22 protein-coding genes and 1 pseudogene are annotated in these 23,540 nt (G+C 45.3%); 17 read left to right on the top strand and 6 right to left on the bottom strand.

Annotated features, from left to right (window positions below):
- Nucleotides 1–65: 65 nt before the first annotated feature.
- The 7 genes from pnuC (at nucleotide 66) to GJS45_RS13670 (ending at nucleotide 8,007) form a co-directional block, all read left to right on the top strand.
- Nucleotides 66–674: a nicotinamide riboside transporter PnuC gene (pnuC, locus tag GJS45_RS13700; RefSeq protein ID WP_394366592.1), complete on the top strand. Its 609-nt coding sequence runs from the start codon at nucleotides 66–68 to the stop codon at nucleotides 672–674.
- The gene (locus GJS45_RS13695; RefSeq protein ID WP_162342424.1) at nucleotides 667–1,179 is read left to right on the top strand and encodes an AAA family ATPase; all 513 of its coding nucleotides are present in this window, start codon (nucleotides 667–669) and stop codon (nucleotides 1,177–1,179) included. The genes pnuC and GJS45_RS13695 overlap by 8 nt, the downstream gene beginning before the upstream one ends.
- A gap of 161 nt (nucleotides 1,180–1,340) precedes the next feature.
- Entirely contained in the window at nucleotides 1,341–1,604 is a 264-nt protein-coding gene (locus tag GJS45_RS13690; RefSeq protein WP_162342423.1) for a DUF4212 domain-containing protein, read from the top strand.
- A 22-nt stretch (nucleotides 1,605–1,626) separates the two neighbouring features.
- Nucleotides 1,627–3,312 carry a sodium:solute symporter family protein gene (locus tag GJS45_RS13685; protein WP_162342422.1) on the top strand — a complete coding sequence of 562 codons (1,686 nt, stop codon included), beginning with the start codon at nucleotides 1,627–1,629 and terminating at the stop codon, nucleotides 3,310–3,312.
- 87 nt (nucleotides 3,313–3,399) lie between these two features.
- Complete coding sequence (gene acs / locus GJS45_RS13680; protein WP_162342421.1) at nucleotides 3,400–5,298, top strand: acetate--CoA ligase; 1,899 nt, start codon at nucleotides 3,400–3,402, stop codon at nucleotides 5,296–5,298.
- 86 nt (nucleotides 5,299–5,384) lie between these two features.
- Complete coding sequence (locus tag GJS45_RS13675; RefSeq protein ID WP_162342420.1) at nucleotides 5,385–7,331, top strand: DUF294 nucleotidyltransferase-like domain-containing protein; 1,947 nt, start codon at nucleotides 5,385–5,387, stop codon at nucleotides 7,329–7,331.
- Between the two features lie 103 nt (nucleotides 7,332–7,434).
- Nucleotides 7,435–8,007: a 3'-5' exonuclease gene (locus tag GJS45_RS13670; protein ID WP_235954758.1), complete on the top strand. Its 573-nt coding sequence runs from the start codon at nucleotides 7,435–7,437 to the stop codon at nucleotides 8,005–8,007.
- Nucleotides 8,008–8,010: 3 nt separating this feature from the next.
- Here GJS45_RS13670 and GJS45_RS13665 read toward each other — a convergent pair whose 3' ends face one another.
- Nucleotides 8,011–9,399, bottom strand: coding sequence for a DUF4403 family protein (locus GJS45_RS13665; protein ID WP_162342418.1), 1,389 nt, complete (start codon nucleotides 9,397–9,399; stop codon nucleotides 8,011–8,013).
- A 155-nt stretch (nucleotides 9,400–9,554) separates the two neighbouring features.
- Here GJS45_RS13665 and ytxJ point away from each other — a divergent pair, with 155 nt between their 5' ends.
- Nucleotides 9,555–9,893: a bacillithiol system redox-active protein YtxJ gene (ytxJ, locus tag GJS45_RS13660; RefSeq protein WP_162342417.1), complete on the top strand. Its 339-nt coding sequence runs from the start codon at nucleotides 9,555–9,557 to the stop codon at nucleotides 9,891–9,893.
- A gap of 134 nt (nucleotides 9,894–10,027) precedes the next feature.
- Nucleotides 10,028–12,886: an outer membrane beta-barrel protein gene (locus GJS45_RS13655; RefSeq protein WP_162342416.1), complete on the top strand. Its 2,859-nt coding sequence runs from the start codon at nucleotides 10,028–10,030 to the stop codon at nucleotides 12,884–12,886.
- A gap of 167 nt (nucleotides 12,887–13,053) precedes the next feature.
- Here the strand turns inward: GJS45_RS13655 and GJS45_RS13650 are convergent, their stop codons facing one another.
- Complete coding sequence (locus tag GJS45_RS13650) at nucleotides 13,054–13,578, bottom strand: hypothetical protein (RefSeq protein WP_235954757.1); 525 nt, start codon at nucleotides 13,576–13,578, stop codon at nucleotides 13,054–13,056.
- 454 nt (nucleotides 13,579–14,032) lie between these two features.
- On the opposite strand from GJS45_RS13650, the gene GJS45_RS13645 reads away from it, so the two are divergent.
- From GJS45_RS13645 to GJS45_RS13625, 5 genes are all read left to right on the top strand, one after another.
- Nucleotides 14,033–14,371, top strand: a complete 339-nt coding sequence (locus tag GJS45_RS13645) for a winged helix-turn-helix domain-containing protein (protein WP_162342414.1) — start codon at nucleotides 14,033–14,035, stop codon at nucleotides 14,369–14,371.
- Between the two features lie 115 nt (nucleotides 14,372–14,486).
- On the top strand, nucleotides 14,487–15,260 hold the full coding sequence (gene modA / locus GJS45_RS13640) for a molybdate ABC transporter substrate-binding protein (RefSeq protein WP_235954755.1): 774 nt from the start codon (nucleotides 14,487–14,489) through the stop codon (nucleotides 15,258–15,260).
- Nucleotides 15,260–15,934 carry a molybdate ABC transporter permease subunit gene (modB, locus tag GJS45_RS13635; RefSeq protein ID WP_162342413.1) on the top strand — a complete coding sequence of 225 codons (675 nt, stop codon included), beginning with the start codon at nucleotides 15,260–15,262 and terminating at the stop codon, nucleotides 15,932–15,934. The genes modA and modB overlap by 1 nt, the downstream gene beginning before the upstream one ends.
- Complete coding sequence (locus GJS45_RS13630) at nucleotides 15,927–16,601, top strand: sulfate/molybdate ABC transporter ATP-binding protein (protein ID WP_162342412.1); 675 nt, start codon at nucleotides 15,927–15,929, stop codon at nucleotides 16,599–16,601. The genes modB and GJS45_RS13630 overlap by 8 nt, the downstream gene beginning before the upstream one ends.
- Before the next feature lie 18 nt (nucleotides 16,602–16,619).
- Nucleotides 16,620–16,952, top strand: a complete 333-nt coding sequence (locus tag GJS45_RS13625) for a DUF5995 family protein (protein ID WP_262887942.1) — start codon at nucleotides 16,620–16,622, stop codon at nucleotides 16,950–16,952.
- Nucleotides 16,953–16,963: 11 nt separating this feature from the next.
- Here GJS45_RS13625 and GJS45_RS13620 read toward each other — a convergent pair whose 3' ends face one another.
- On the bottom strand, nucleotides 16,964–18,196 hold the full coding sequence (locus tag GJS45_RS13620; protein WP_162342410.1) for a DEAD/DEAH box helicase: 1,233 nt from the start codon (nucleotides 18,194–18,196) through the stop codon (nucleotides 16,964–16,966).
- Between the two features lie 442 nt (nucleotides 18,197–18,638).
- On the opposite strand from GJS45_RS13620, the gene GJS45_RS13615 reads away from it, so the two are divergent.
- Nucleotides 18,639–19,874 carry an MFS transporter gene (locus GJS45_RS13615; RefSeq protein WP_162342409.1) on the top strand — a complete coding sequence of 412 codons (1,236 nt, stop codon included), beginning with the start codon at nucleotides 18,639–18,641 and terminating at the stop codon, nucleotides 19,872–19,874.
- 23 nt (nucleotides 19,875–19,897) lie between these two features.
- Entirely contained in the window at nucleotides 19,898–20,773 is an 876-nt protein-coding gene (locus GJS45_RS13610) for an alpha/beta fold hydrolase (protein WP_162342408.1), read from the top strand.
- On the opposite strand, the gene GJS45_RS13605 is transcribed toward GJS45_RS13610, so the two are convergent.
- Both GJS45_RS13605 and GJS45_RS13600 read right to left on the bottom strand, forming a co-directional pair.
- Nucleotides 20,746–21,102, bottom strand: a complete 357-nt coding sequence (locus GJS45_RS13605) for a nuclear transport factor 2 family protein (RefSeq protein WP_162342407.1) — start codon at nucleotides 21,100–21,102, stop codon at nucleotides 20,746–20,748. The two genes, GJS45_RS13610 and GJS45_RS13605, sit on opposite strands and share 28 nt — an antisense overlap.
- A gap of 138 nt (nucleotides 21,103–21,240) precedes the next feature.
- Nucleotides 21,241–21,555, bottom strand: a complete 315-nt coding sequence (locus GJS45_RS13600) for a VOC family protein (RefSeq protein WP_202928084.1) — start codon at nucleotides 21,553–21,555, stop codon at nucleotides 21,241–21,243.
- A 232-nt stretch (nucleotides 21,556–21,787) separates the two neighbouring features.
- Here GJS45_RS13600 and GJS45_RS13595 point away from each other — a divergent pair.
- Nucleotides 21,788–22,003 (top strand): annotated as a pseudogene (locus tag GJS45_RS13595) (helix-turn-helix domain-containing protein); the annotation flags it as partial.
- An 8-nt stretch (nucleotides 22,004–22,011) separates the two neighbouring features.
- Here GJS45_RS13595 and GJS45_RS13590 read toward each other — a convergent pair.
- Nucleotides 22,012–23,166, bottom strand: a complete 1,155-nt coding sequence (locus GJS45_RS13590) for a baeRF3 domain-containing protein (RefSeq protein ID WP_162342405.1) — start codon at nucleotides 23,164–23,166, stop codon at nucleotides 22,012–22,014.
- Nucleotides 23,167–23,540 lie beyond the last annotated feature (374 nt).

The raw sequence follows: 23,540 nt of genomic DNA, 5'->3' as shown, positions 1-23,540 counted from the left end.
GAATGACTTTCTGATTTTTTAATGTTAGGTATTTATCCCAACTTCAATCCGTGAACTGGCAATACATGGTAGATGGTCTGGTTTCAGGCTTGCAAGGAATGAGCTGGCTGGAAGCTGTAGCGGTTTTCTTTGGTTTGGCTTCCGTTTATTATTCCATAAAGGAGAACATACTGGTATTTCCTACCGGAATAATCAGCACGCTTATTTATGTTTGGATCTGTTTACAGATCGGCTTGTATGCAGATATGGGAATCAATGCCTATTATTTTTCCATGTCCATTTTTGGCTGGTATGTCTGGTCCCATCCAAGGCCGGGCAAGGTAGTCGTACCGGTTACCTGGATGAAGGGTAGGGAAATATTACAGGCTTTAGGCCTGTTCCTTCTGGCCTATGGCTTGTTGTATTATGTTTTACGCTTTTATACCGACAGCGACGTACCCGGTTGGGATTCTTTTACCACAGCATCTGCCTTTGTAGCTATGTGGTTGATGGCAAAAAAGAAGGTGGAGAATTGGATCGCCTGGATTATTACCGATTTTGTTTCGGTGCCCTTATATTTTTACAAGGGACTGGTGCTTACTTCCTTTCAGTTTTTTGTCTTTACGGTATTGGCCATAATGGGTCTGATGGCCTGGATCCGCGCTGCCCGAAAATACAAGGAAATAAATGTATAAAATAGTGATCATCGGACCAGAATCTACTGGCAAAAGCTCTTTGAGTGAAGCCTTATCCCGGCATTTCGACGAACCCTGGGTTCCGGAATACGCACGGGAATACCTGGAGGGATTGGATCGACCTTACCGGTATGAGGACTTGTTGCAGATTGCCCGGGGCCAAATCCGGGCCGAGGACGAATTGGCTGCTCAGGCAAAAGAATTCCTTATCTGTGACACGGATTTGCGGGTAATAAAAATATGGAGTGAACACAAGTACGGCAATACCGACCCCTGGATAAAACAGCAAATAAAGGAGAGGTCCTATGATCTTTACCTGCTTACGGATATTGACATACCCTGGCAGGAAGATCCGCTCAGGGAACATCCGGACCCGGAATTAAGAATCCATTTCATGGCGCAGTACGAAAAGGAATTGGATATCTCGGGGGTTCCCTGGGTAAAAATTTCAGGATCTGAGACTAATCGGCTGGAATCCGCTATTCAAGTAATAAATAAGAGGTAAAGGAAAATGGAGCCCAAGCCCGTAAATCGCGGAACCAATTATCTTGTTGTTTCACCAAATCTATTATAATTTGAGGAGATTAACGGATTCATGCTGATGGTTACGGAATTTTTGAATATTTTCAGGATTATTCTTAAACAATAAAGACAAACTACCCGCACATGCCTACTCAGAAAGAACAAATGAAAAAATACTGGAAGCGAAATATCCGGACGGTATTGATACTGCTTTCCGTTTGGTTTCTGGTCTCCTTTGGTTTCGGAATTATTCTGGCAGAACCGCTGAATGCGATACGAATAGGCGGATATAAACTGGGTTTTTGGTTTGCTCAGCAGGGATCCATATTTACCTTCGTAGTATTAATTTTTGTTTACGTATATCGTATGAACAAATTAGATGAAGAATTTGATGTCAACGAAAAATAATTTCTAAACCCATTGACCTAATATGGATATTTTAACCTGGACCTACATTTTGGTAGGCCTGTCATTTGCCTTGTACATTGGGATTGCCATCTACACCCGGGCGGGATCCACCAAAGAATTTTACACCGCAGGAGGAGGCGTTTCCCCCTTGGCCAATGGAATGGCAACTGCTGCCGATTGGATGTCGGCGGCTTCGTTTATTTCAATGGCGGGCATCATTGCCTTCTCCGGGTACGATGGTTCGGTCTATCTGATGGGCTGGACCGGCGGATACGTTTTATTGGCCATGTTGCTGGCCCCTTACCTTCGAAAGTTTGGAAAATTTACCGTTCCTGATTTTGTAGGAGACCGTTATTACAGCAACAAAGCCCGGGTAGTAGCCGTGTTTTGCGCTTTATTTATTTCGTTTACCTATGTGGCGGGCCAGATGCGTGGCGTTGGAATCGTTTTCTCCAGATACCTGGAGGTGGAAATTGAACTAGGAGTGATTATCGGCATGACGATCGTCTTTTTTTATGCCGTGTTAGGAGGAATGAAAGGAATTACTTACACCCAGGTGGCTCAGTATTGTGTGTTGATTTTTGCCTTTATGGTTCCGGCTATCTTTATTTCCATTCAACTCACCGGGAATCCGGTACCACAGCTAGGACTGGGAGGAACGGTACAGGATGGAAGCTACCTGCTGGACAAGTTGGACGGCATCTTGTTGGACCTGGGGTTCCATGAGTATACCTCGGGCAGAAAGTCGGTAACGGATATTTTTGCCATCACGCTGGCATTGATGGTGGGTACGGCCGGACTGCCACATGTGATCGTTCGTTTTTTTACCGTTCCCAGGGTGAAAGATGCCCGGTTATCGGCTGGTTACGCGCTGGTTTTCATAGCGATTCTCTACACCACTGCACCGGCAGTTGCTGCCTTTGGAATTTACAATGCCATTGATACGGTAGCCGGGAAGCCGGTGGATGAATTACCGGTATGGGTAGAAAATTGGCAGAAGACAAACCTAATTGTCGTGGATGATTTAAATCAGGATGGAGTGGTCCAATACCTGGCCGATCCGGATAAAAACGAACTTACGGTAGACAAGGACATCATGGTATTGGCAGCACCTGAAATCGCCGAACTGCCCAACTGGGTGGTGGGATTAGTGGCTGCTGGTGGAATGGCTGCAGCCTTATCCACAGCTGCGGGCTTGCTTTTGGTAATCTCTACCTCTGTATCGCGAGACCTTTTCCGGACCTTTGTGCCTCAGATGACCGAAAAAACCGAATTGATCATCGCTCGGGTTTCAGCTGCAGTGGCGGTTATTATTGCCGGTTATTTTGGTATCAATCCTCCCGGATTCGTGGCAGAGGTGGTTGCCTTTGCATTTGGCCTGGCGGCGGCTTCTTTTTTTCCCGTGATCATTATGGGAATTTTTTCCACCAAAATGAACAAGGAAGGAGCGATTGTGGGAATGGTCAGCGGCCTTGTATTCACGCTGGCGTATATCATCTACTTCAAATTTATTAATCCGGAAGCCAATGTCAGCGAAAACTGGTGGTTTGGAATATCCCCCGAGGGCATCGGTAGCCTTGGAATGCTGATCAATTTTGTATCCTGTTTCATCGTATCTAAATTTACCCCTGCGCCCCCTGAAGATGTTCAGGAAATGATTCAGGACATTCGGGTTCCCCGAGGTGCGGGCAAAGCCCAGGATCACTAGTCATCAGGGATTATGCCCGGCAAAAAGTGCATAGAGAATAAATTTACTGTAATTTTATAGAACTATAAAAACCTAAAATATCAGACCATGAGTGATAGAATTCATACATTAAGCGGTTATTTCCATGAATACCAAAAAAGCGTAGCAGATCCGGAAAACTTCTGGGCCCGTGTAGCGGATTCGTTCCATTGGAAAAAACGCTGGGATAAGGTATTGGACTGGAATTTTGAAGGTCCGGATGTAAAATGGTTTCTGAACGGAAAATTAAACATCACCGAAAACATTCTGGAAAGATACCAATACACCATCGGCGACCGACCGGCCATCGTATGGGAACCCAATGAGCCCGATGAGGAAAGCAGGACGCTTACCTACAAACAGCTGTTTGAGGAAGTTTGCCGCTTCTCGAATGTACTGCAGGAAAAAGGAGTACAAAAGGGAGACAAGGTAATCATCTACATGCCCATGGTTCCCGAGGCTGCCGTGGCCATGCTTGCCTGTGCCAGGGTTGGTGCGATACATTCCGTGGTTTTTGCCGGATTTTCCAGCAATGCCCTTTCAGATCGAATTAATGATTGCGAGGCAAAGGTGGTCCTAACTGCAGATGGGAACTTTCGGGGAAAGAAAAAAATTCCGGTAAAGGCGGTCGTAGATGAGGCATTGGAAACCACTTCTACCATAGAAACGGTTATTGTTTATCAGCGGACCCGCCAGGAAGTCACCATGAAAGAAGGCCGGGATTTTTGGTGGCATGAGGCCATATCCGGTGCCTCCACCGAACATGAGGCGGTAGAAATGGACAGTGAGGATATCTTATTTATACTATACACCTCCGGATCTACCGGAAAGCCAAAAGGAGTCGTTCACACCTGTGGAGGCTACATGGTCTACTCCAAATATACCTTTGAAAACGTCTTTCAGTACAACCCGGGCGATGTGTACTGGTGTACGGCGGATATTGGTTGGATTACCGGCCATTCCTATATCGTCTACGGACCCTTGTTGTCCGGCGCGACAACCGTTATGTTCGAGGGCGTTCCCACGTATCCGGATGCCGGACGGTTTTGGCAGATTGTGGATAAATACAAGGTAAATCAGTTTTACACTGCTCCCACCGCCATCCGGGCACTGCAGGCACATGGAACCGATCCCATTGCCCCCTATAAATTGGATTCCCTGACGGTACTCGGCTCTGTGGGTGAGCCCATCAATGAGGAAGCCTGGCATTGGTACCATACCCATATAGGAAAAACGAAATGCCCGATAGTGGATACCTGGTGGCAAACCGAAACCGGAGGTATTATGGTTTCCCCTCTTGCCGGAATAACGCCTACCAAACCTGCTTATGCCACCTTGCCCCTACCCGGCGTTCAACTGGCGATCATGGATACGGAGGGAAAGGAGATGATTGGAAACTCAGTGGAGGGTAACCTTTGCATCAAATTTCCATGGCCCGGCATGATACGCACCACTTACGGTGATCACGATCGGTGTAAACAAACTTATTTTTCGGCCTATAAAGGCATGTATTTCACAGGAGATGGGGTAAAAAGAGACCACGATGGCTACTACCGTATTCTCGGAAGGGTGGACGATGTGATCAATGTTTCGGGTCACCGAATGGGAACGGCAGAAGTAGAAAATGCTATCAACGAACACCCATTGGTCGTGGAATCGGCCGTAGTTGGCTATCCTCATCAGGTCAAAGGGCAGGGAATCTATGCCTATGTAATCTGCGACATGAAGAATCGTACCGAGCAGAACCTGGTGGGCGAAATTAAGGATTCGGTTACCAAAATTATTGGCCCCATAGCCAAGCCCGACAAAATTCAAATTGTTCCGGGCCTACCAAAAACCCGGTCTGGTAAAATAATGCGCCGGATCCTCAGAAAAGTGGCGGAAGGTAATATGGACAATTTGGGCGACACCTCTACTTTACTGGATCCGGATGTGGTCGACCAAATAATTAAAGGCAGGATCGAATAAGTTAATTTCGTTAATTTGTTCGATCGCTGGGGAGGAGGCAAGGCGGTTGCCCTGCTTTCTCTTTCCCTGCTTAGAATAAACTCCCTATGGCCAATGTCATTGTTAACCGGATCATTGATTTCCTGAAAAAGTACCCACCATTCAGTTTTTTGTCCAGTGAATTACTCGGGCAGGTGGCTGCTGAGGTGGATTTACTCTACTTCGAAAAAGAAGAGTTTTTGTTTCAGAAAGGAGAACCGGCTAAGAGTTATTTTTTTGTAGTTAAGGAAGGGGCAATTAAACTGACCGATAAGGCTGCGGGAGTAGAGGAAACGGTTGAATTCTGTGACGAAGGGGATGTATTCGGTGTCCTGGCCCTGTTGGTAAAGCGACCGTACATTCTCAATGCCAGAGCCAACGAGCCTAGTCTGATAATCGCTGTACCGGTAGGAATCTTTGAAAAGATTTTGAATGAGAACAGCCAGGTTAGCCTTTATTTTGCTTCGGGTTTTGCTTCAGGGCAGGTAGTCGTCCGCTCCGGACTGTCCCAAACGCAGCAAGTTAGGGATTTGCTTGGAAGAAAACCGGACGAAAATGGGCTGATGTTGTTATCCGGACAGCGAACGTTGCAGTATTCCCATCCGGTAGTTCAATGTCCGGTTGGTACCTCGGTTTTCAAGGCCGTTACCCAAATGAGTAAGGCCAGCGTGGGGTCCATAATGGTAGTGGATGAAAACCAACATCCCAAAGGTATCATTACAGATAAGGACCTGAGAAACCGGCTTATTGCCAAAGGGCTGTCTTACGATACACCGGTAGAAGCAATCATGAGTCAGCCGGTCGTAACGGCCAGCAAAGAACTGGAATTTTCGGATGTTTACCTGAACATGGTCAAGCACCGCTTGCATCATTTGGTTTTTACTGAAGACGGCAGCCCGGATTCGCCCCTGCTGGGAATCATTTCGGATCATGATATTCTCCTTTCTCAGGGAAACAGCCCCGCAGTACTGATCAAAGCCTTGCAGGAAAGTGAGGACATCCACGAGATGGCCAAACTGAGGAATCAGGCAGAGGGTATGCTGAAGTATTACCTGGAAAATGAACTGTCCATCGATTTTATCGCGGGCATCCTTACGGAAATCAATGATACCATCATTCGTAGCGCCATCCGGCTTGCTTTAACCAAACTTCAGCCCAGTTTTCCAGAGGTGCAGGAGCTGGATTTTTGCTTTTTGGGCCTGGGTTCGGAAGGTCGGGGAGAACAACTGTTGCGAACCGACCTGGACAATGCGCTGGTATATCAGGATGTGCCTGAGCACCTCCAGGAAAAAGCCCAAAGCTTTATGCACTTGCTGAGCAGGGATGTCCTGGACGTGCTTTTTGCTTGTGGTTTTCACTCTTGCCCGGCGGAAATGATGGCCAACAATCCCCAATGGTGTCAGCCGCTTTCTCAATGGAAACGTTATTTCAGCCAGTGGATTCGGGAGCCCAATCCCCGATCGCTGATGATGGGCACCATTTTTTTTGACTTCCGGGCGGTAGCTGGGAAGCATTCTCTGGCGGATGCTTTGACACAACATGTGTACGAGGAGATCCGGCAGGAAAAGGTTTTTCTGAATTTTTTTGCCAAAAATGCCCTGCTGAACCCGCCGCCGCTGGGGTTTTTCCGGAATTTTATGGTAGAAAAATCGGGCGAACACGCGGAGAAATTCGATATTAAGCTCCGGGCCATGATGCCTTTGGCAGATGCGGCCAGGGTTTTGATCCTCAGTCATCAGGTGGTGGGAATCAATAACACCTTCAAGCGTTACGAGAAGTTGGCCGAATTAGAACCTAACCAGGCCTCCCTTTTCAAGGATGCCGGAAAAGCCTACGAAATATTTATGCGCATTCGAGCACTCGAAGGACTGGCCAACGAGTCCTCGGGTCGCTTTATCCAGCCCGATTCCCTGGGGAAATTGCAACGCCAGCTTCTAAAGAATGCCTTTTTCCCTATTGACGAAATTCAGAAGATACTGAAAGTGCGCTTTCAGTTGGACTATTTTGGCAACTGATATGGACTTGAGGGCACTTTTCGGCTTTGCTTCGCTACCCAAGCCGGATTTCATAAGCGCTTACGAAAAGTCTTTGGAACGAAAAATTCCAAAAAGAAAGCCCTTGTCCGAAGTAGCATTCCTGGTGCTGGACACGGAAACGACCGGATTAGATGTCAAAAAAGATCATGTACTCTCTTACGGTTCCATACAGGTTCTCCATAACCGGATTCGGATTTCCAGCTCAAAGGAGTTTTATCTTAAACCCAAAAAAAGAAATCGGGAAGCTATAAAGGTACATGGACTCGTACAGGTAAGGCCCTATGTCAGCCGGGAACGGGTCATCCGAACGTTTCTTGAAGATACCAGGCATAAGGTATTGGTAGGACACCATATTGGATTTGATCTGGCCATGTTGGAGCGGATAGGGAAATCGCTCGGCTTGCGAAAAATAAAAAACCCGGCTCTGGACACCTACGATCTGGCAGTCCGGCTGGATAGAGGCCGGTATTACGATCCCCACACCGTGCCTTCAAAGGAGTACTCCCTGGATCATCTTTGTGAGCGGTATGCCATTTCACTGGATGACCGTCACACGGCTGCTGGTGATGCTTTTCTGACGGCCCAGCTTTTGGTGAAGCTTTTAAAGGTCGCCGAAGCAAAGGGAATAAAGACCTATGGAGATTTGCTTGGCTAGTCCTTATTCCGCGAACCGCGTTTCGATACCTGCGGTGGCCTGTACGTGGATGACCAAGTCCGTTCGGGTGGGATAGATGCCTTTTACGGATACTTCCGGATTTTGTAATGAAAAGCTGGCAATTGGGCTTTGCCATGCCCCCATTTCCATCAGGGAAGCTTTTGCAGGTTCCAGGTATTCATCCACCGGAATGACCACCCGTTTTTGGATGGTTTTTCGGATTTTCCTTCTTCTCAACCAATTGGCTGTATTGGTGAAAAAATCCGGCGTTTCCAGCTTGAATGCTATATCCGAAAATTCGATGGTTTGATCTTGTTTATTAAACTGCGGTTTAGCGGCCAGGTGAAAGGTTCCGTGCAGGTCTTTTTTGCCTTCCCGCAGGCCTAGAAATTGCATGCTTACCAGTACCCGGTCTTCATGGTGCCCCAAGGTGAAATTTTCGGCAAGCATTCGGGTTTTGTTATCCAGAATAAGGACAGAGTCCTTCAGCGTTTGATTCAAAAAAGCTGCTATTTCTTCATAGCTAAGGACAATAGGGAAGGTAAGGTCCAATTCGTTTTCTTCCACTTCCGCCAGGGTCACAGGAGGTAGCATGGGTAATTCGGTGGCCAAAGGCCTGTCTTTTTGGCTGAGCATTTCACCCGTCAGCCCGATTCCGATTTGCAATTGCTGGGAAGGTGTAAACTGTTGGTGAATGATTAACTCCTCCGGGTCGGGATACACATAGTTTCCGGAAAGGCCATTGGAAATGTACCTGGGTTTTCCAAAGCTGCTCCAAAAACTGTCCGCTAAATTTTTAAAATCAAGGGCAGCAAGGGCACCATTGCGTAATTGGTTTTCCATAATGCCCGCCACCTGCTTTTTCACGAAGGGTTCCAAATCCATTTGAAAGCCCAGGATATCTAAAGAAAGGGATTTTCCAAGGGAAAGAATGTCCAGTTCTTCCAGATCAAAGCTCCAGTCATCTTGTAGAACGGGCAAAAAAAGGATTTCGGGACTTAGTTCCTCCCGAAACGGCAATGCGGTGGATACTTTTTGGCCAAAAATCCGTTTTTCCAGTCGGATGGATCCGTCGGCTAATACCGGTAATCCCAATTGAAGTTTGCCCTGATCCGTAGCAGCGATTGAAAGGTCGCCTCTTTTTTCCAGAAGAAGATTGGCTACCAATCCATCCCCCAGTTCTAATCCCTCCTCCTGCACCAATTGTTGCTTCAACCCCCGGTTTATCTGGGCTTCAATAAACGGTAGCGGAACATCCAGGTTCAAATTTATGCGGGCGGTAGCCTTAGGCAGTGCCGGGGGAGATCCGGGATTACCGGGCTGCAGACTCTTACAGGCGAGGCCGGTGAATAGAAAGATAAAAATGCAGGTATTGGAAAGGTATCGATACATGGTAATAAGAACGCAGAAATGATCTATTCCGGATGCAACTTCCAGAATTTGGTTGGTTTTGAAAGCACAAATATAGAATTATTCCAAATTTTTGGATAGCTGTTGAACTTAAAAGAAGGAGATTTTGGTTATTTATTCTGAAAACAGTAATGAATATGAGCTGGAAAAAACTAGAAAATTTATCCCAAATTCAACAAATAAAGGAAGAAAGTAAGGAAAAGCCCGTGGTGATTTTCAAGCATTCTTCCAGATGCTCCATTAGCAGCATGGCCTGGAACCGGATGGAAAGGAGTTGGCAAGAGACAGACAACCAGCGACTATCACCTTATTTTTTAGATCTGATCGCCCACAGGGATATTTCCAATGCCATTGAAAAGGAGTTTGAGGTGGCCCATGCCTCTCCTCAGGTAATTGTGATCAGAGATGGAAAAGCCATTTACGACAATAGCCACATGGGAATTAATTATCGGGACATCGCTTCGGTAGCGGTCTAAGCCCGGTCAATTGGGTTATCCCCCAATTTTACCGTTTAATTCTCTTTTTCTCCCTTAATACTTTTTTTCTTCTGCCCTTAAACCCACCCGAAGAACTTCGGTCTAATCCTCGTAAAAGTTAACCAAGATATACGATGAGGATTAGTACTCTTTTTGCCTTTTTCCTGGGCATGTTAATGGCGGGCACCCAATTAGAAGCCCGGCAGGATCGACCAACTCCACCCATGATCCAGGGAAAAATAGTGGAGCAGGGCAGTGAAGACCCCATGATTGGTGCCAATGTGGTGCTAAAAACCGAAGGCGACACGCTGATTAGTAGTACTACCACTGGGCCGGACGGGACTTTTAAAATCGCCTATCCCCGTATCCCCGTATTCAAATTGGAAGTTTCCTATGTAGGATTTGAAAAAATCACCCGTGAATTTACCAGAGGGATGCCTTTGGATATAGGAGTTATTGCCATTCAGGAGGACAGCCAGTTATTGGGTGAAGTGGTGATCGAAGGAGAAAATGCCGTAGGTGAAATGAAGGGTGACACGGCTGTGTTCAATGCCAGTGCGTTTAAAACAAAGGAAAATGCCATGGCCGAAGATCTTATTGGCAAGCTTCCCGGCATCACCATCGAAAATGGTCAGGTTCAGGCGCAAGGAGAACAAGTACAAAAAGTATTGGTCGACGGACGTGAATTTTTTGGAAACGACCCCTCCATCGCATTAAGGAATCTTCCTGCGGATGCCATTTCCAGCGTGGAAGTATTGGATCAACGTTCCGATCAATCCCGCCTTACCGGCCTGGATGACGGTAATTATGCCAAAACCATCAATATCATTACCAAGGGAAATATGCGGAACAGCTATTTTGGTAGGGTATACGGCGGCTACGGTACGGATAATACCTATTCCGTAGGGGGGAACATTAATTTTTTCAACGGGGACAGAAGAATATCCATAATCGGCATGTCTAATAATGTGAACCAGCAAAACTTCGCTTCTGACGATCTGTTGGGGGTAAGTGGAGGGCTAGGCGGCGGTGGCCGAAGGGGGCGACGGGGAGGACCCGGCGGAAATAGTTTTGGTGTTGGTTCCAACAACGGAATTGTTACAACCAATTCACTGGGATTAAATTATAGCGATAAGTGGGGTGAAAAAATCAATTTTACCGGAAGTTATTTTTTTAATGCCACTGATAATACTGTTTTTGAAAACACAAACCGGGAAACGGTCATCACAGAAGAGCAGCGTCAGGTATATCAGGAAGACCAAATCAGCACCATTAATAATAGGAATCACCGCATGAATGCCCGGATGGAATACGATATCAATGAGAAGAATGCCCTGATTATCAGCCCCAGCATAAATTTTCAGGATAATTATCGATACAGTAACCTGGAGGGGCTAAACCTGGATCAACGCCTGGATTCCCTAAGTGATACCCGAAACCTCACTGAGAATGAGACCCAGGGTTACTCTTTTTCAAACAATCTGACTTACCGGTATAAGTTTGACAAGGTCGGCCGGACGGTATCGCTTGATTTATTTACCTCCTGGAATCAACGAGATGAACTAACAGATCTGATCTCTTCCAACAAGGATTATGTTAGAAATGCCTTTGATACCCTGGTACAGGAAACGACTGCCTTGTCGGATGGCTTTAATTACCGGACTAACTTAACCTATACCGAGCCTATTAGTGAGAAATCAGTGGCTACGTTTTCTTACCAGGTTGGGAATAATAAAAGTGCCGCGGATCAGAAAACCTTCCAACTGGCCAATGAACAAGGGATCATGGTACTCGATACGGCATTGAGTAACGAATTTGATAACAAGTTTCTTACCCAACGAGCCGGTTTGGGGTATCGGTACAATCACAAAGGGCTGAATTTAAATATGAACCTGGATTACCAGTATGCGGTGTTGGATAATGAAAGTGTATTTCCAACAGAGGGCACCTTCTATCGGGATTTTAGGAATTTCATGCCTACTGTGACCATGAATTACCGAACCGAAACGGGTACCAGTTACCGGTTCCGGTACCGGACACGTACGGATGAACCCAGTGTCAATCAGCTCCAGAATGTGATCAATAACAGCAACCCACTGAACCTTTCGGTAGGTAATCCTTCGCTGGGCCAAAGTTACAATCACTCCATGTTTGTCAATATGTCTAAATTCAACATGGAGACAAACAAATCCTTTTTCGTGTTTTTGTTTACCAATTTAAATAATAATTACATAGGGACCAGCACCTTTGTGGCTCCTCAGGATACCCTGATAAATAATGAGGTATTGCTCAGGAGAGGTGGACAGATCACCAGCCCGGTAAACCTAAGCGGACAAATGAATGCCCGGCTTTTTCTTAGTTATGGAACCAGCATTCCAAAATGGAAAACCAAGGTAAATTTGAACCCTGGTGTCAGCTATGGCCGTACGCCAGGGATAATTAACGGTCAGACCAACACCAATGAGAATATTGACATTCGACAGGGTGTTACCTTTGCCAGTAATATCAGTAAAGATGTGGATTTTACGCTGTCCACCACGGGTACCTATACCATCGTCAACAGCAGCCTTCAAAGCAACCTTGACCAGAATTACTATATTCAAAATAGCAATCTGAGGTTCTATTATTCACCCAATGATGGCAAAACATTTATTGCCAATAATGTGAATAATATGCTTTACCGAGGACTTTCCGAAGGGTTGGACCAATCGGTTTGGTTGTGGAATATTGAGGCAGGGTACCGGTTCCTGAAGGACAATAAGGGAGAGCTCAAAGTGTATGTTTTTGACCTGCTCAAGCAAAACAACAGCATTTCCAGGACCGTTTCGGATGTAGCGGTTACCGATGTGTATTCCAATGTGCTAACCCGATACGCGATGGTTTCGTTTACCTATATCATTGGTAATTTTAAGAAGTCGGATATGCCTGATGAAGGTGAAAGACCAGGAGGATTCCGTGGAGGCCCTGGCAGGGGTGGAGCGAGGAGCTGGTAAAGAATTCTTTTAGGAGGGCGGTTCATTGAATTAGGAGAATATGGTTTTTACTAAAGAAAGTTTTTGTACAAATGTTTGAGAAGGGGAGACTGGAGAGAACGGATAGTCCATCCTCCTCCTCCATCTCATTCAATCGTAAGCATGCGAACGAGATTGATGGATGGCGATTAATAACTCAGTCCCAAACTCACGCCTGCAAAAACCGGCTGAAAAGCCCAATATTTGCGGGGCTTAATGGGCATGGCAAAAAATGGGGTGTACCCCACTCTAAAAAAGAATCCCCCTTCAGGCTTTTGATACCTATAGCCAATTCTTAAAGGTATGCCCGCATCAAAAACCACTTTATCGGTTGTTTGAAATGTTTCCGAATCAAAACCTAAACGTCTGGTTAGGTAAGAAGTAACTCCCATACCCAATTCCAAATGATGGTTTGACTTACCATATAATGCTGATATCTCTACGGGTACTACCGGGAGCCATGTTGTTTTAGCATTTAATCTGTCATGAAACATTGAAAAACCTGCACTCGCATTTAGCTTTAGTTTCCCTTTTTGATGGAATATACGCCCATAATTGATTGCATACCGGCCTGCATTTCCACCAACCTCAAGAGAGACTGCCTGCTTTGCGGTAAATTTTTCAACTTCTGTTTGAGCTGTTACCCTAAAGGAAATAGCGAAGGAAATAACCAAAACAAAAATTAACTTGAGTCGGAAAAAGCGATTGACCTTCAAAAAAATGTGGAGAATCGAAGAGAGTGGGAATGGATTCATTGTAAAAGTTGTCTAACTGCACAAAGAATTAAATACATTGTAAGTTAATAATAATCACGAACTAAACAATACTTTCTGTAAAAAAGTCTCTTAAAACAAAAAAAGCCGTGGAGGGCTTATGTTATAATTGCCCGATAGTTGGATTTAAGTATTCACCATTTTCCTTATAAATGGTTAGAAACGGATCACCCATTAATAATTCCACAAAAATGTCAGACTTAATTCTGGGTAGAGTTAAACGATTCATTCAAAAATAGTAAAATGGATCGTACTTTTAGTTTCCGATATTGTATTGGTTCCGGATTTATGCGGGTTTACTTTGGTCCGGAATAGGTCTTCTTTTATTATTAAATCCTGCTTCAAAATTTGTCATATGGAAAAAAAACTAAGAATCAGGTGTTGGATTACCCTGGATCGGGAGAAATTTTTCGGTCCGGGCAGACTGCAACTCCTTAACTTGATCCAGTCCAAAGGCTCTCTTTCAAAAGCGGCACAGCAAATGGGCATGTCCTACAAAAAGGCCTGGGACATGGTCAATGACTTAAACAGCCGCGGCAGCCAACCTTTTGTGTTGCTAAAAAAGGGCGGGGAAAAAGGTGGTGGAGCTGAACTCACGGAACACGCCCAAAACCTGATTTTCAGGTTTGAGAAATTGTCCGAAAAATTGGAAGAAATCACCGAAGAAGAAGCCGAAATCTTAGACTGGATCTAAACGGTTTCCTTTTTTGCAAATCAGATCTGAATGCTGCACATCTTCAATTTTTGGATTTAGACAAATTCGATATATATTTATAAATATATCGATTTTCATTCTATAGGCGGATTGTATGAAATGCAATGGTAAGGCATTTTTATTGTTTTTGGGGTTAATGTTCTTTTATCAATTGACGTGGGCTCAGAAGGAAAAAACGCTTTTGGTAGCTGCAGCTTCAGACCTAAAATTTGCCCTGGACTCTATTATCCTGGTTTTTAACCATGAAAAGAAAATCACCGTTAAGCCCATTTATGGTTCCTCCGGAAAATTATACGAACAGCTTTCCAACCGGGCTCCTTTCCATATTTTCATGTCGGCAGATGTGCGCTATCCGGAATTATTGGTCGAAAAGGGCCTGACTGCATCTGAAATTTATGTATACGGAATAGGCAGGCTGGTGGTATGGAGTAGAAAGTATGATGTAAAGAATCTTGGGATGGAGGCTTTTCAGCAGTCCTGGGTAAAGAAGGTAGCGATCGCCAATCCCGATCATGCTCCCTATGGAAAACGGGCGGTGGAATCGCTGGCCTTTTATGGCTGGCAGGAAAAGCTGGCCCCCTTATTGGTAAAAGGAGAAAACATTTCTCAGGCCGCTCAATTTGTCGCTACGGGAGCGGCAGATTTGGGAATGATTGCGTTATCTTTGGCCCTTTCACCCACCATGAAAAAGTATCAGAGGTCTTACTATCTTATCCCGGAATCAAGTCATTCCCCCCTGGTCCAGGGCGCGGTCGTTACCAGTCATGGGGAAAATAGTCCGGAATCGTATGCCTTTATGGCGTTTTTAAAAGGTGAAAAGGCGATTGGTATTTTTCGCTATTTTGGATTTTCCCAACCTTCAAACTGATGGATTTTAGCCCCTTCTTTCTGACCCTGAGACTGGCGCTGTTTACCACGCTAATTCTTTTTCTGATAGGTATTCCATTGGCTTATTGGCTGGCTTTTAGCAAGCTCCGGATTAAGTATATGGTAGAAGCAATTGTCAGTTTACCCTTGGTATTGCCTCCTACGGTATTGGGGTTTTACCTGTTGCTGTTTTTTAGTCCGGAGAATCCGATGGGTGGCTTCCTGGATCGTTATTTTGATCTTCGGTTGGTTTTTACCTTTCCGGGGCTGGTGCTGGCTTCGGTTATTTACAGTTTGCCATTTATGGTTCAGCCCTTGCGTTCCGGGTTTACCGGAATTCCAAAAGCCTGGATAGACACCACCCAAACCCTGGGAAAAGGAAGGTGGGTCACCTTAAGCCGAGTCATGCTTCCGAATATGAAAAGTGCACTGCTTACAGCGGGTGTCTTGTCTTTTGCCCATACCGTGGGAGAGTTTGGAGTGGTATTGATGGTAGGTGGAAATATTCCCGATGAAACGCGTGTGATTGCAGTCGCCATTTATAACGAGGTGGAAGCCATGAATTATGGGCAGGCCAATACCTACAGTCTGATCCTCATTGGATTTTCCTTTCTGGTCTTGCTGATTACCTATTGGCTGAATCGCGATAAAAGCAGGGTTTTGAGCTATGATTGAGTTGGCGCTGGAAAAATCATTATTCGGGCCGGAAGGCAAAATGAAATTAGCGGTTTCCTGTCAAATAGAGAAAGGGGAATTAGTTGGGATCTATGGACCGTCTGGGGCGGGAAAATCCAGTATCCTGCGCCTGATTTCCGGTCTGATGAGGCCCGAAGGGGGCTTGCTGAAAGTAGACGGGGAAGTTTGGTATTCAAATGTCGAAGCGGTCAACCTCAAACCAACCAAACGGAATATTGGGATGGTATTTCAGGAGCATTCGCTATTTCCCAACATGAGCATTGCCGAGAACCTGGAATTTGCACTGAGCAAGGGGCAACCTCCGCAAATCGTTCAGGAGTTGCTGGAAAGGGTTGGATTGAAAAAGCTGGCTTCCAAAAAGCCATCCGTATTGTCTGGCGGGCAGAAGCAACGGGTGGCTTTGGCTCGGGCCATGATACGGAAACCCAAAATTCTATTATTGGATGAGCCTTTTTCAGCCCTGGATATGAAAATGCGGGCCAAGCTACAGGAATACCTGGTTCAGTTTCATAATGAGTATGGGCTTACTACGCTGCTGGTGAGCCACGATGCCTCGGAAATTAGCCGCATGGCACAGCGGGTTCTGGTAGTGGAGAATGGAAAATTCAGTTTTGACGGAGAGCCCCGGCATTTTTTTCAATCATAAAGGGTTACCTATGATTGTTTGGCGGAAAATTGGGCTCAGTTGCCAGAAAAGCATAGACAAACGCTAAAGAAGGACCACGAATTGGTAAACGAAATAATTGCCCAAACCATTGACTCGGTGGAGGATAGTATTGTAAATCCCTCCTCCTGGAGCATGGCCGCCCTGGACATCATTATGTGCAGGGCGGATGAATGGTTGCTTTCAAAGCTTATCAGTTCCTGGAGAAATGAAGTTTGGCAAGTCAACCTTCAACTTTTGTCCAGTCCGGATCAGGAGTACCGAGATCGCATTCGGGAAGAGCAGGAACTGCTTGTTACCCATAGAGGCAAGCAGTTTATCAGCTACCTTTAAGGTAAATGTTCCTACCGTGATTTTTTCCGATTGGCAAAAAAGGCCTGTTTTTTCTGTTGTTTTTCTTTGTTGTGCTCTTTCTTTTCCTGCGCCGTCATGGGTTTATCGGTTTGTGGAAACGGGTTGTTATCCGCTACCTCTATTTTTTGGCGGATCAGGTTTTCGATAGCCCTCAGGTCCGGATTTTCTTCCGGCTCGCACAGGGAAATGGCGATACCGGTCTCTCCTGCTCTACCAGACCGGCCTATGCGGTGTACGTAGGTTTCCGGGTCTTCGGGGATATCGTAATTCAATACGTATTGCAACTTGTCGATATCGATCCCCCGGGCGGCTATATCCGTCGCCACAAGGACACGGATGCTGCCGTCCTTAAACTGACTCAATACTTTTTGCCGGTGATTTTGTGCTTTGTTTCCATGAATAGCAGCTGCCTGAATGCCAGCTCCCTTTAGGTTTTTGGTGATTTTATCTGCTCCATGTTTGGTTCGGGAAAACAATAGCACCTGATCCATATTTTTGTCTTTTAAAATATGGAATAATAGGTCCTTCTTGGTAGACTTATTAGTGAAGTAAACTTTTTGTTGTAGGGTTTCGGCTGCGGAAGAAACCGGACTTACTTCTATTCTAACCGGATTGGTTAGGATTTTGTCCGAAAGTTCTACAATATTGGCAGGCATGGTGGCGGAGAAAAAAAGCGACTGCCTTTTTGTCGGCAGCAATTTCAATAGCTTTTTTATGTCATTGATAAAGCCCATGTCCAGCATTCGGTCTGCTTCATCCAACACGAATAACTTTACCTGGTCCAGTTTGATGTACCCCTGGTTGATCAGATCCAGAAGTCGTCCGGGAGTGGCTACCAATATGTCTACACCTCGGTTTAGGGCACTTACCTGAGAGCCCTGTTTTACCCCACCAAAAATAACGGCATGCCTCAGTCGGGTGTACTTTCCGTAAAACTCCAGGTTTTCGTGGATTTGGATGGCCAGTTCCCGGGTAGGTGTGACGATCAGGGATTTGATAGCGACCCGCCCCTTTTCCTGCGAATGGTCGGTATGAAGTAATTGAATGATAGGCAAGGCAAAGGCAGCTGTTTTGCCAGTACCGGTCTGGGCACTCCCCAGAATGTCTCTTTTGGCTAAAATCTGGGGGATGGCCTTCTGCTGAATGGCTGTGGGCTCCACGTAATTTTTATCCTGAAGGGCTTTCAGTAAAGGATCGATTAAATTAAGTTCTTTAAATGTCATGTAATAGCATGGTTCAAATGGCCAAATAGGCCAAAAATAATAGGATGATTTATTTTAAAAAGAAAAGTCGGGTCGTAGCGAAATTTTATGAGGTATCCATTTGAGATAGTTGCAGCGGCGAAAATGCCTTGCTGCTCATATAGGACGATTTTGGAGGATGGTTTTGGATTGGGAAAAGCGCGTAATCCTCGCAATTACTAGCTGTTATCTTACCCGTTTCTCTTATAATCCCATAAAGGTAGCTAGATTTATTGAAACGAAAACGCTACAGAAGCCAAAATATCTGGAAATACGCCATTTTGTGGACAAAACTGAGAATTGGTTGGCATCTATTCAAGTGGGAACCTTACAGGGTTGCGTTTTATTTCAGGGGGAAGTTTATTGTCCAGGCGTAGAACTTTCGGCCTTCCTATCCGGTTTTCACTGAAGACATTTTAAAGGAATGAATAAGGAAAAACTTTTACTTTGGACACTGGCAGCGGTTAATTTTACCCATATAGTGGATTTTATGATCATGATGCCCCTGGGGCCGCAATTGATGCGTGTCTTTGACATCTCTCCCCAACAATTTGGCTTGTTGGTGTCTTCCTATACCTTTAGTGCCGGAATCAGTAGTTTTATCGGGGCCTTTATTTTGGATAAGTACGACCGCCGAAGCATTTTCTTATGGGTTTTTGTGGGGTTTTTACTGGGAACCCTTGCCTGTGCCCTATCACCTAATTATTTGTTGTTGTTAGCCTCCCGGATTGTTTCCGGATTATTTGGGGGGCTTACCTCAGCCTTGATTTTTGCGGTGATTGGAGATGCTATTCCGGATAGCCGGAGGGGTAGGGCCATGGGATTGGTCATGGCGGCATTTTCAGTAGCTTCCGTTTTTGGTGTTCCTTTCGGCTTGTTTATCGCCAGCCTTTCCAACTGGCATGCTCCGTTCTTCTTTTTGGCCTTTCTTGCCTTGGTTATCCTCGGACTGATATACCGTTTTGTTCCTTCTATTACCGCACATATTCAGCAGGCTGATTCCAGACCCAGCCCGATGCAGGTCATCCGCAGGGTTACCGGCAATGCCAACCAGATGCGGGCCATATCGTTAACGGTATTGATGATGTTGGGGCAGTTTATGATCATACCGTTTTTAAGCCCATTTATGGTTTCCAATGTCGGATTTTCGGAAATACAATTGACCTATATTTACATGGCAGGGGGATTTTTCACTGTATTTACCTCCCCTTGGGTGGGAAGGTTGACCGATACCTATGGTAAGGTTAAGGTATTTACCGTATTTATGAGTTTGAATGTGATTCCCATTGCCATTCTAACCCAAATGGGGGTTACTCCGATCCTTTTTGCCCTGCTCGTTTCCACGTTTTTCTTTATTACCTCAAACGGTAGAATGGTACCTGCTGCTGCCTTGATTACGGGTACAGCCAAGCCCGAGAACAGGGGAAGCTTCCTGAGTTTCAATTCCTCCGTCCAGCAGTTAAGTGCCGGATTGGCTTCCTTTCTTGCAGGCATGGTATTGGTGGAGGGGGCAGATGGTAAATTGATGCATTTTGAATGGGTGGGATATGCAGCGATTGTTCTCAGTTTGTCTTGCATTCCCTTAATCCGGAAAATTAAAGTGGTAGACACAGAGGCAGTGCTGGAAAAAGTACCTGTAAAGGCAGGAGTAGAAAAGTAAAGGATGATAAATTTTTAGATTTGGTGACTAAGGAAAAATTTGTATACCGGCTTTTGGGGATGTATCTTAATGCCTTTACCCGAGTTTGGCCCCAAAAGGGTGGAAAAACCGTTTTTAAACTATTTTGCACCCCAAAACCCCGGGAAATTCATCCGGAAGAAATGGAGTTCCTTCAGACCGCCAGGCAGGGCGAAATAGATTTCCAGGGGCAATCCATCCGTACGTACACCTGGGGAACGGGTCCTAAAAAAATACTTTTGGTACATGGATGGCAAAGCCTTTCCGCTAGATGGAAACCCCTGGCCGAAACGCTGATTGGCTCCGAATTTACCTTACATGCTTATGATGCTCCCGGGCATGGCTTGAGTGGAGGAAAGCAATTTACCATCCCTGACAATGCGGAACTTATCCATCGGATGATGGAGGAACCTTTCGAGGCCGTAGTGGGGCATTCCCTGGGCAGTCTTTCCTTGCTATACGCCTCTTCCAGACATACGCTGCCAGAAATAAAAAAATGGGTATTGATGGCTCCGCCAATTAGCCTCAATGATTTGGTTTCGTTATTTCAGACAACATTAAGCTTGAATCCAGGTACGATGAACCGTATGATTGGGGAAATGCAGGCCGCCACGCCAGGCGGTCTGGAAACGTTCGACTCCGCGCAATTGGTTACGAATCTCCTGTCCACTCCCGGTCTGATTATCCATGACAGGGACGACGATCGCGTTCCCTATGGTAATGCGATAGCACTTGCCGCTGTATGGCCTCAGGCCCGGCTCGTATCTACCCGGGGCCTGGGACACCGGCTGCGTTCCACTGAAGTGCACCGACTGGCAGCCAACTTCATTTTGGAGCCAGGGGAAGAGCAGAACTATCGATCAGCTACTTCAAACACATAGCTTGTCATTTCCTTAATTTGGGCGTTTTTGAATCCATTAAACCGATAAATATCGCAAAAGGAATAGGTTTTCCCATCGGGCGTGATCATGCTCCCCTCCACTACGGCTTCTTTTCCGTGGGTGATAAGGTGCCGGATTTCCAATTTCATAGGCTCAGGGGAAGCCATTTCCTGTAAGCTTCTGGCAAATTGTTCTTTTCCCTGGATAATTTTGTCACCCACAATGGTCCAATGTATATCCTCAGTAACGGCATTCAGAATAAAATCCACATCACTATTGGCAAAGGCTTCATTCATTTTTCGAAGAAAATCCTGTTTATTGGTTTCCATGGTTAATTTTTTTTAGTTTAGATTGTTTACCGTTTCTTCCAGACTTCTCAACCGCTCGCTCCCATATTATTTGGTTATTCTTTGATTGCCTTTTCTAGTACATCAATATCTAGTTTTTTCAGTTTTATCATTTCCAATTTATTGTGAGCTGCCGGATTGGCTTTCTTCTACGGGGATTTGACTGGGATCCATCCAGAAAAATTCCCAGATGTGCCCGTCCAGGTCATTGACAGAGGTGCTATACATAAAGCCATAGTCCAAAGCGGACCTTTCGATTGTGCCTCCTGCCTGTAGGGCAGTTTCGGTTACTTCATCCACTTTTTCTTTACTAGCCAAGGCCAACGCATTCAATACTTGTACCTGGTTTCGGGTATCCGCAATCGATTTGGAAGTAAAGGATTGAAATTTTTCCCGAGTGAGGAGCATGACCGAAATGGTGTCGGAGTAGACCATTCCTGCGGCTGTTTGATCGGTGAAGTGAGGGTTATTGGTAAACCCTTATTCGCGTATAAAATTCCATGGCTGCAGGGAGGTCATTTACAGGTAGATTAATGAAAATCATTGGTTTCATGATCTTTGAGGTTTTTGTTAGTCACTCGTTTTAAATACATAGTACTACAAATTTAAGACAATTTTAATAGTCCCTGACTGTGCAAACCCGACAAAGTAATGGGTTGAATGCGACAGGTTTAAGCAATCAACTACCAATACCATTGTGGATTACATGCAGCGCGTAAAAGTCGAGGCAGCCAAAAAGCAATTGGAGACAAGCCGTAAAACGGTAAGCGAAATCATGTATGATGTTGGATATAGCGACCCTAAGGCGTTTAGGGAAGTGTTTAAAAAATATACGGACATGTCCCCCCTGGATTATAAGGTGAAATTTTCCTCAATAAAATGATTGGAAATTTAATACCTTAAAATTCCCGCTAATCCGGTATCCGTAGGCATGTTGTCTGTAGGCATCACGATCACGTTACCACCCATCTTTAAGACCAACTCGCTCATATCATCCAAAAGATCATCTACTCTGGGATTGTCCATGTCTTTTTTCTGGGTGTTGCCCGTTACTAAATTGGTGATGCGAGCGGCGATGATTCTGTCCGCTTCTACAAGCAGGGTGCCGATCCTTCCCTCAACTGCAGCTACAGCCAGTTCTTTATAGTCGTCTGTTCCTTTACCAGCTGCTTTGGCCTCCTCATATTTCCCGGAATGATTTTTTAGATTCTCCCGGTAGGCAGGCTCCATGACTTCCCAGGCCATTTTAGCCAATTTTTCTTTTGCCACCGCCGAAGGGTTTAGCTGTATCCCTTCGGGTAATAGAGCAGAATTTTTGTTCACCTTCTGAAAAAGGTGGTGGTGTTCCGGTAGGGCGGCCAGAATAAGAGGAATTCCTAGTGGTTTTGAGAAATTTTCTTCCACTTCTTTGGATACCACTCGGAAAAACCGCTCCGCATCCAAATCTACCTGGTCTTTTTTACCGCCATGGCCATGGTGCATGGCATTACTCTCTCCGGCTGATCCGCCATAGGAGGCTACGGTGTGGTGCTCATCTGTTAGTTCTTTCCCCAGGGCATCCTCCATGGTGTTAGGTATGTCCTCGGAAAGTTTTATTTGCTGCAATGAATGCCTGTTTCCTTCGTATAGAGTGAATTCGTCCAGGCTCAAGCCCAAAAGGTGATAGCGGTCGGTAGATTGTAAATAGTTTCGAAGTGGTTTGGTGTGGAAACTATCGGCCACAATGGCAAGGGATTCTACCGCTATAGGCAGTTTAATAACCTCGATGAAATCAGGAGCACTAAATAGGGCCAGCCCATCCATGCTATTGTTCCAAAATTCATCGTCCTCGGTGAATTTCTCCAGCGGAGCCAAATAGGTATTCGTTTCTTCTGAACTGTATTTTTGAATCAAGGATTGCTCCATTTCTTTCAAAAGGTTTTTAAACCGAATGGGGTCTTGCCGATTGTCTGGGTGGTTACGGTAAGTCGGCATGTAAAGCGAAAGGCAGGGAGCTTTTTCAATAGCCAATAAATCCTGTATGCGTTTTTCGGTAAGTAACTGCATGGTTCTGTTTGATTCAATTTAAAAATAATACAAGGATTAATAGTAATAATCAATCCTATTTACCTAATTCAATCACAATTTTTATGCCATAGTATTTTATTTTTTACCAATGAAATCAACACGATTCTAATCATCATTAAACACACAGGGCAATGATTTTTTTAATCGTCAAAGACGTTCTCGATTTAGTATCGGGACAGGCTATCTGACCGCGTAAAAACAAACTATAAACAGATGAAACACCTTCCTTACAGATGTAAGGATTGCATAGGAGAAAAATCAATCGTTAGGATTTTCTCCGAGCTTGGATTTTAGGTAAAAGGCCAGCGTTACCAACCATAAGTAATGCTTTTTCTTTGATTCGAATAGAGGGA

This window comes from Cyclobacterium salsum, assembly GCF_010119245.1.
GTDB lineage: Bacteria > Bacteroidota > Bacteroidia > Cytophagales > Cyclobacteriaceae > Cyclobacterium > Cyclobacterium salsum.
This window is presented reverse-complemented; position numbering and strand designations above follow the sequence as displayed.

Excerpts from the sequence above, each read along its gene's own strand:
- pnuC (WP_394366592.1), top strand. The coding sequence starts at position 66 with ATGGTAGATGGTCTGGTTTCAGGCTTGCAAGGAATGAGCTGGCTGGAA.
- GJS45_RS13695 (WP_162342424.1), top strand. The coding sequence starts at position 667 with ATGTATAAAATAGTGATCATCGGACCAGAATCTACTGGCAAAAGCTCT.
- GJS45_RS13690 (WP_162342423.1), top strand. The coding sequence starts at position 1,341 with ATGCCTACTCAGAAAGAACAAATGAAAAAATACTGGAAGCGAAATATC.
- GJS45_RS13685 (WP_162342422.1), top strand. The coding sequence starts at position 1,627 with ATGGATATTTTAACCTGGACCTACATTTTGGTAGGCCTGTCATTTGCC.
- acs (WP_162342421.1), top strand. The coding sequence starts at position 3,400 with ATGAGTGATAGAATTCATACATTAAGCGGTTATTTCCATGAATACCAA.
- GJS45_RS13675 (WP_162342420.1), top strand. The coding sequence starts at position 5,385 with ATGGCCAATGTCATTGTTAACCGGATCATTGATTTCCTGAAAAAGTAC.
- GJS45_RS13665 (WP_162342418.1), bottom strand. The coding sequence starts at position 9,399 with ATGTATCGATACCTTTCCAATACCTGCATTTTTATCTTTCTATTCACC.
- ytxJ (WP_162342417.1), top strand. The coding sequence starts at position 9,555 with ATGAGCTGGAAAAAACTAGAAAATTTATCCCAAATTCAACAAATAAAG.
- GJS45_RS13655 (WP_162342416.1), top strand. The coding sequence starts at position 10,028 with ATGAGGATTAGTACTCTTTTTGCCTTTTTCCTGGGCATGTTAATGGCG.
- GJS45_RS13645 (WP_162342414.1), top strand. The coding sequence starts at position 14,033 with ATGGAAAAAAAACTAAGAATCAGGTGTTGGATTACCCTGGATCGGGAG.
- modA (WP_235954755.1), top strand. The coding sequence starts at position 14,487 with ATGAAATGCAATGGTAAGGCATTTTTATTGTTTTTGGGGTTAATGTTC.
- modB (WP_162342413.1), top strand. The coding sequence starts at position 15,260 with ATGGATTTTAGCCCCTTCTTTCTGACCCTGAGACTGGCGCTGTTTACC.
- GJS45_RS13630 (WP_162342412.1), top strand. The coding sequence starts at position 15,927 with ATGATTGAGTTGGCGCTGGAAAAATCATTATTCGGGCCGGAAGGCAAA.
- GJS45_RS13620 (WP_162342410.1), bottom strand. The coding sequence starts at position 18,196 with ATGACATTTAAAGAACTTAATTTAATCGATCCTTTACTGAAAGCCCTT.
- GJS45_RS13615 (WP_162342409.1), top strand. The coding sequence starts at position 18,639 with ATGAATAAGGAAAAACTTTTACTTTGGACACTGGCAGCGGTTAATTTT.
- GJS45_RS13605 (WP_162342407.1), bottom strand. The coding sequence starts at position 21,102 with ATGGAAACCAATAAACAGGATTTTCTTCGAAAAATGAATGAAGCCTTT.
- GJS45_RS13600 (WP_202928084.1), bottom strand. The coding sequence starts at position 21,555 with ATGGTCTACTCCGACACCATTTCGGTCATGCTCCTCACTCGGGAAAAA.
- GJS45_RS13590 (WP_162342405.1), bottom strand. The coding sequence starts at position 23,166 with ATGCAGTTACTTACCGAAAAACGCATACAGGATTTATTGGCTATTGAA.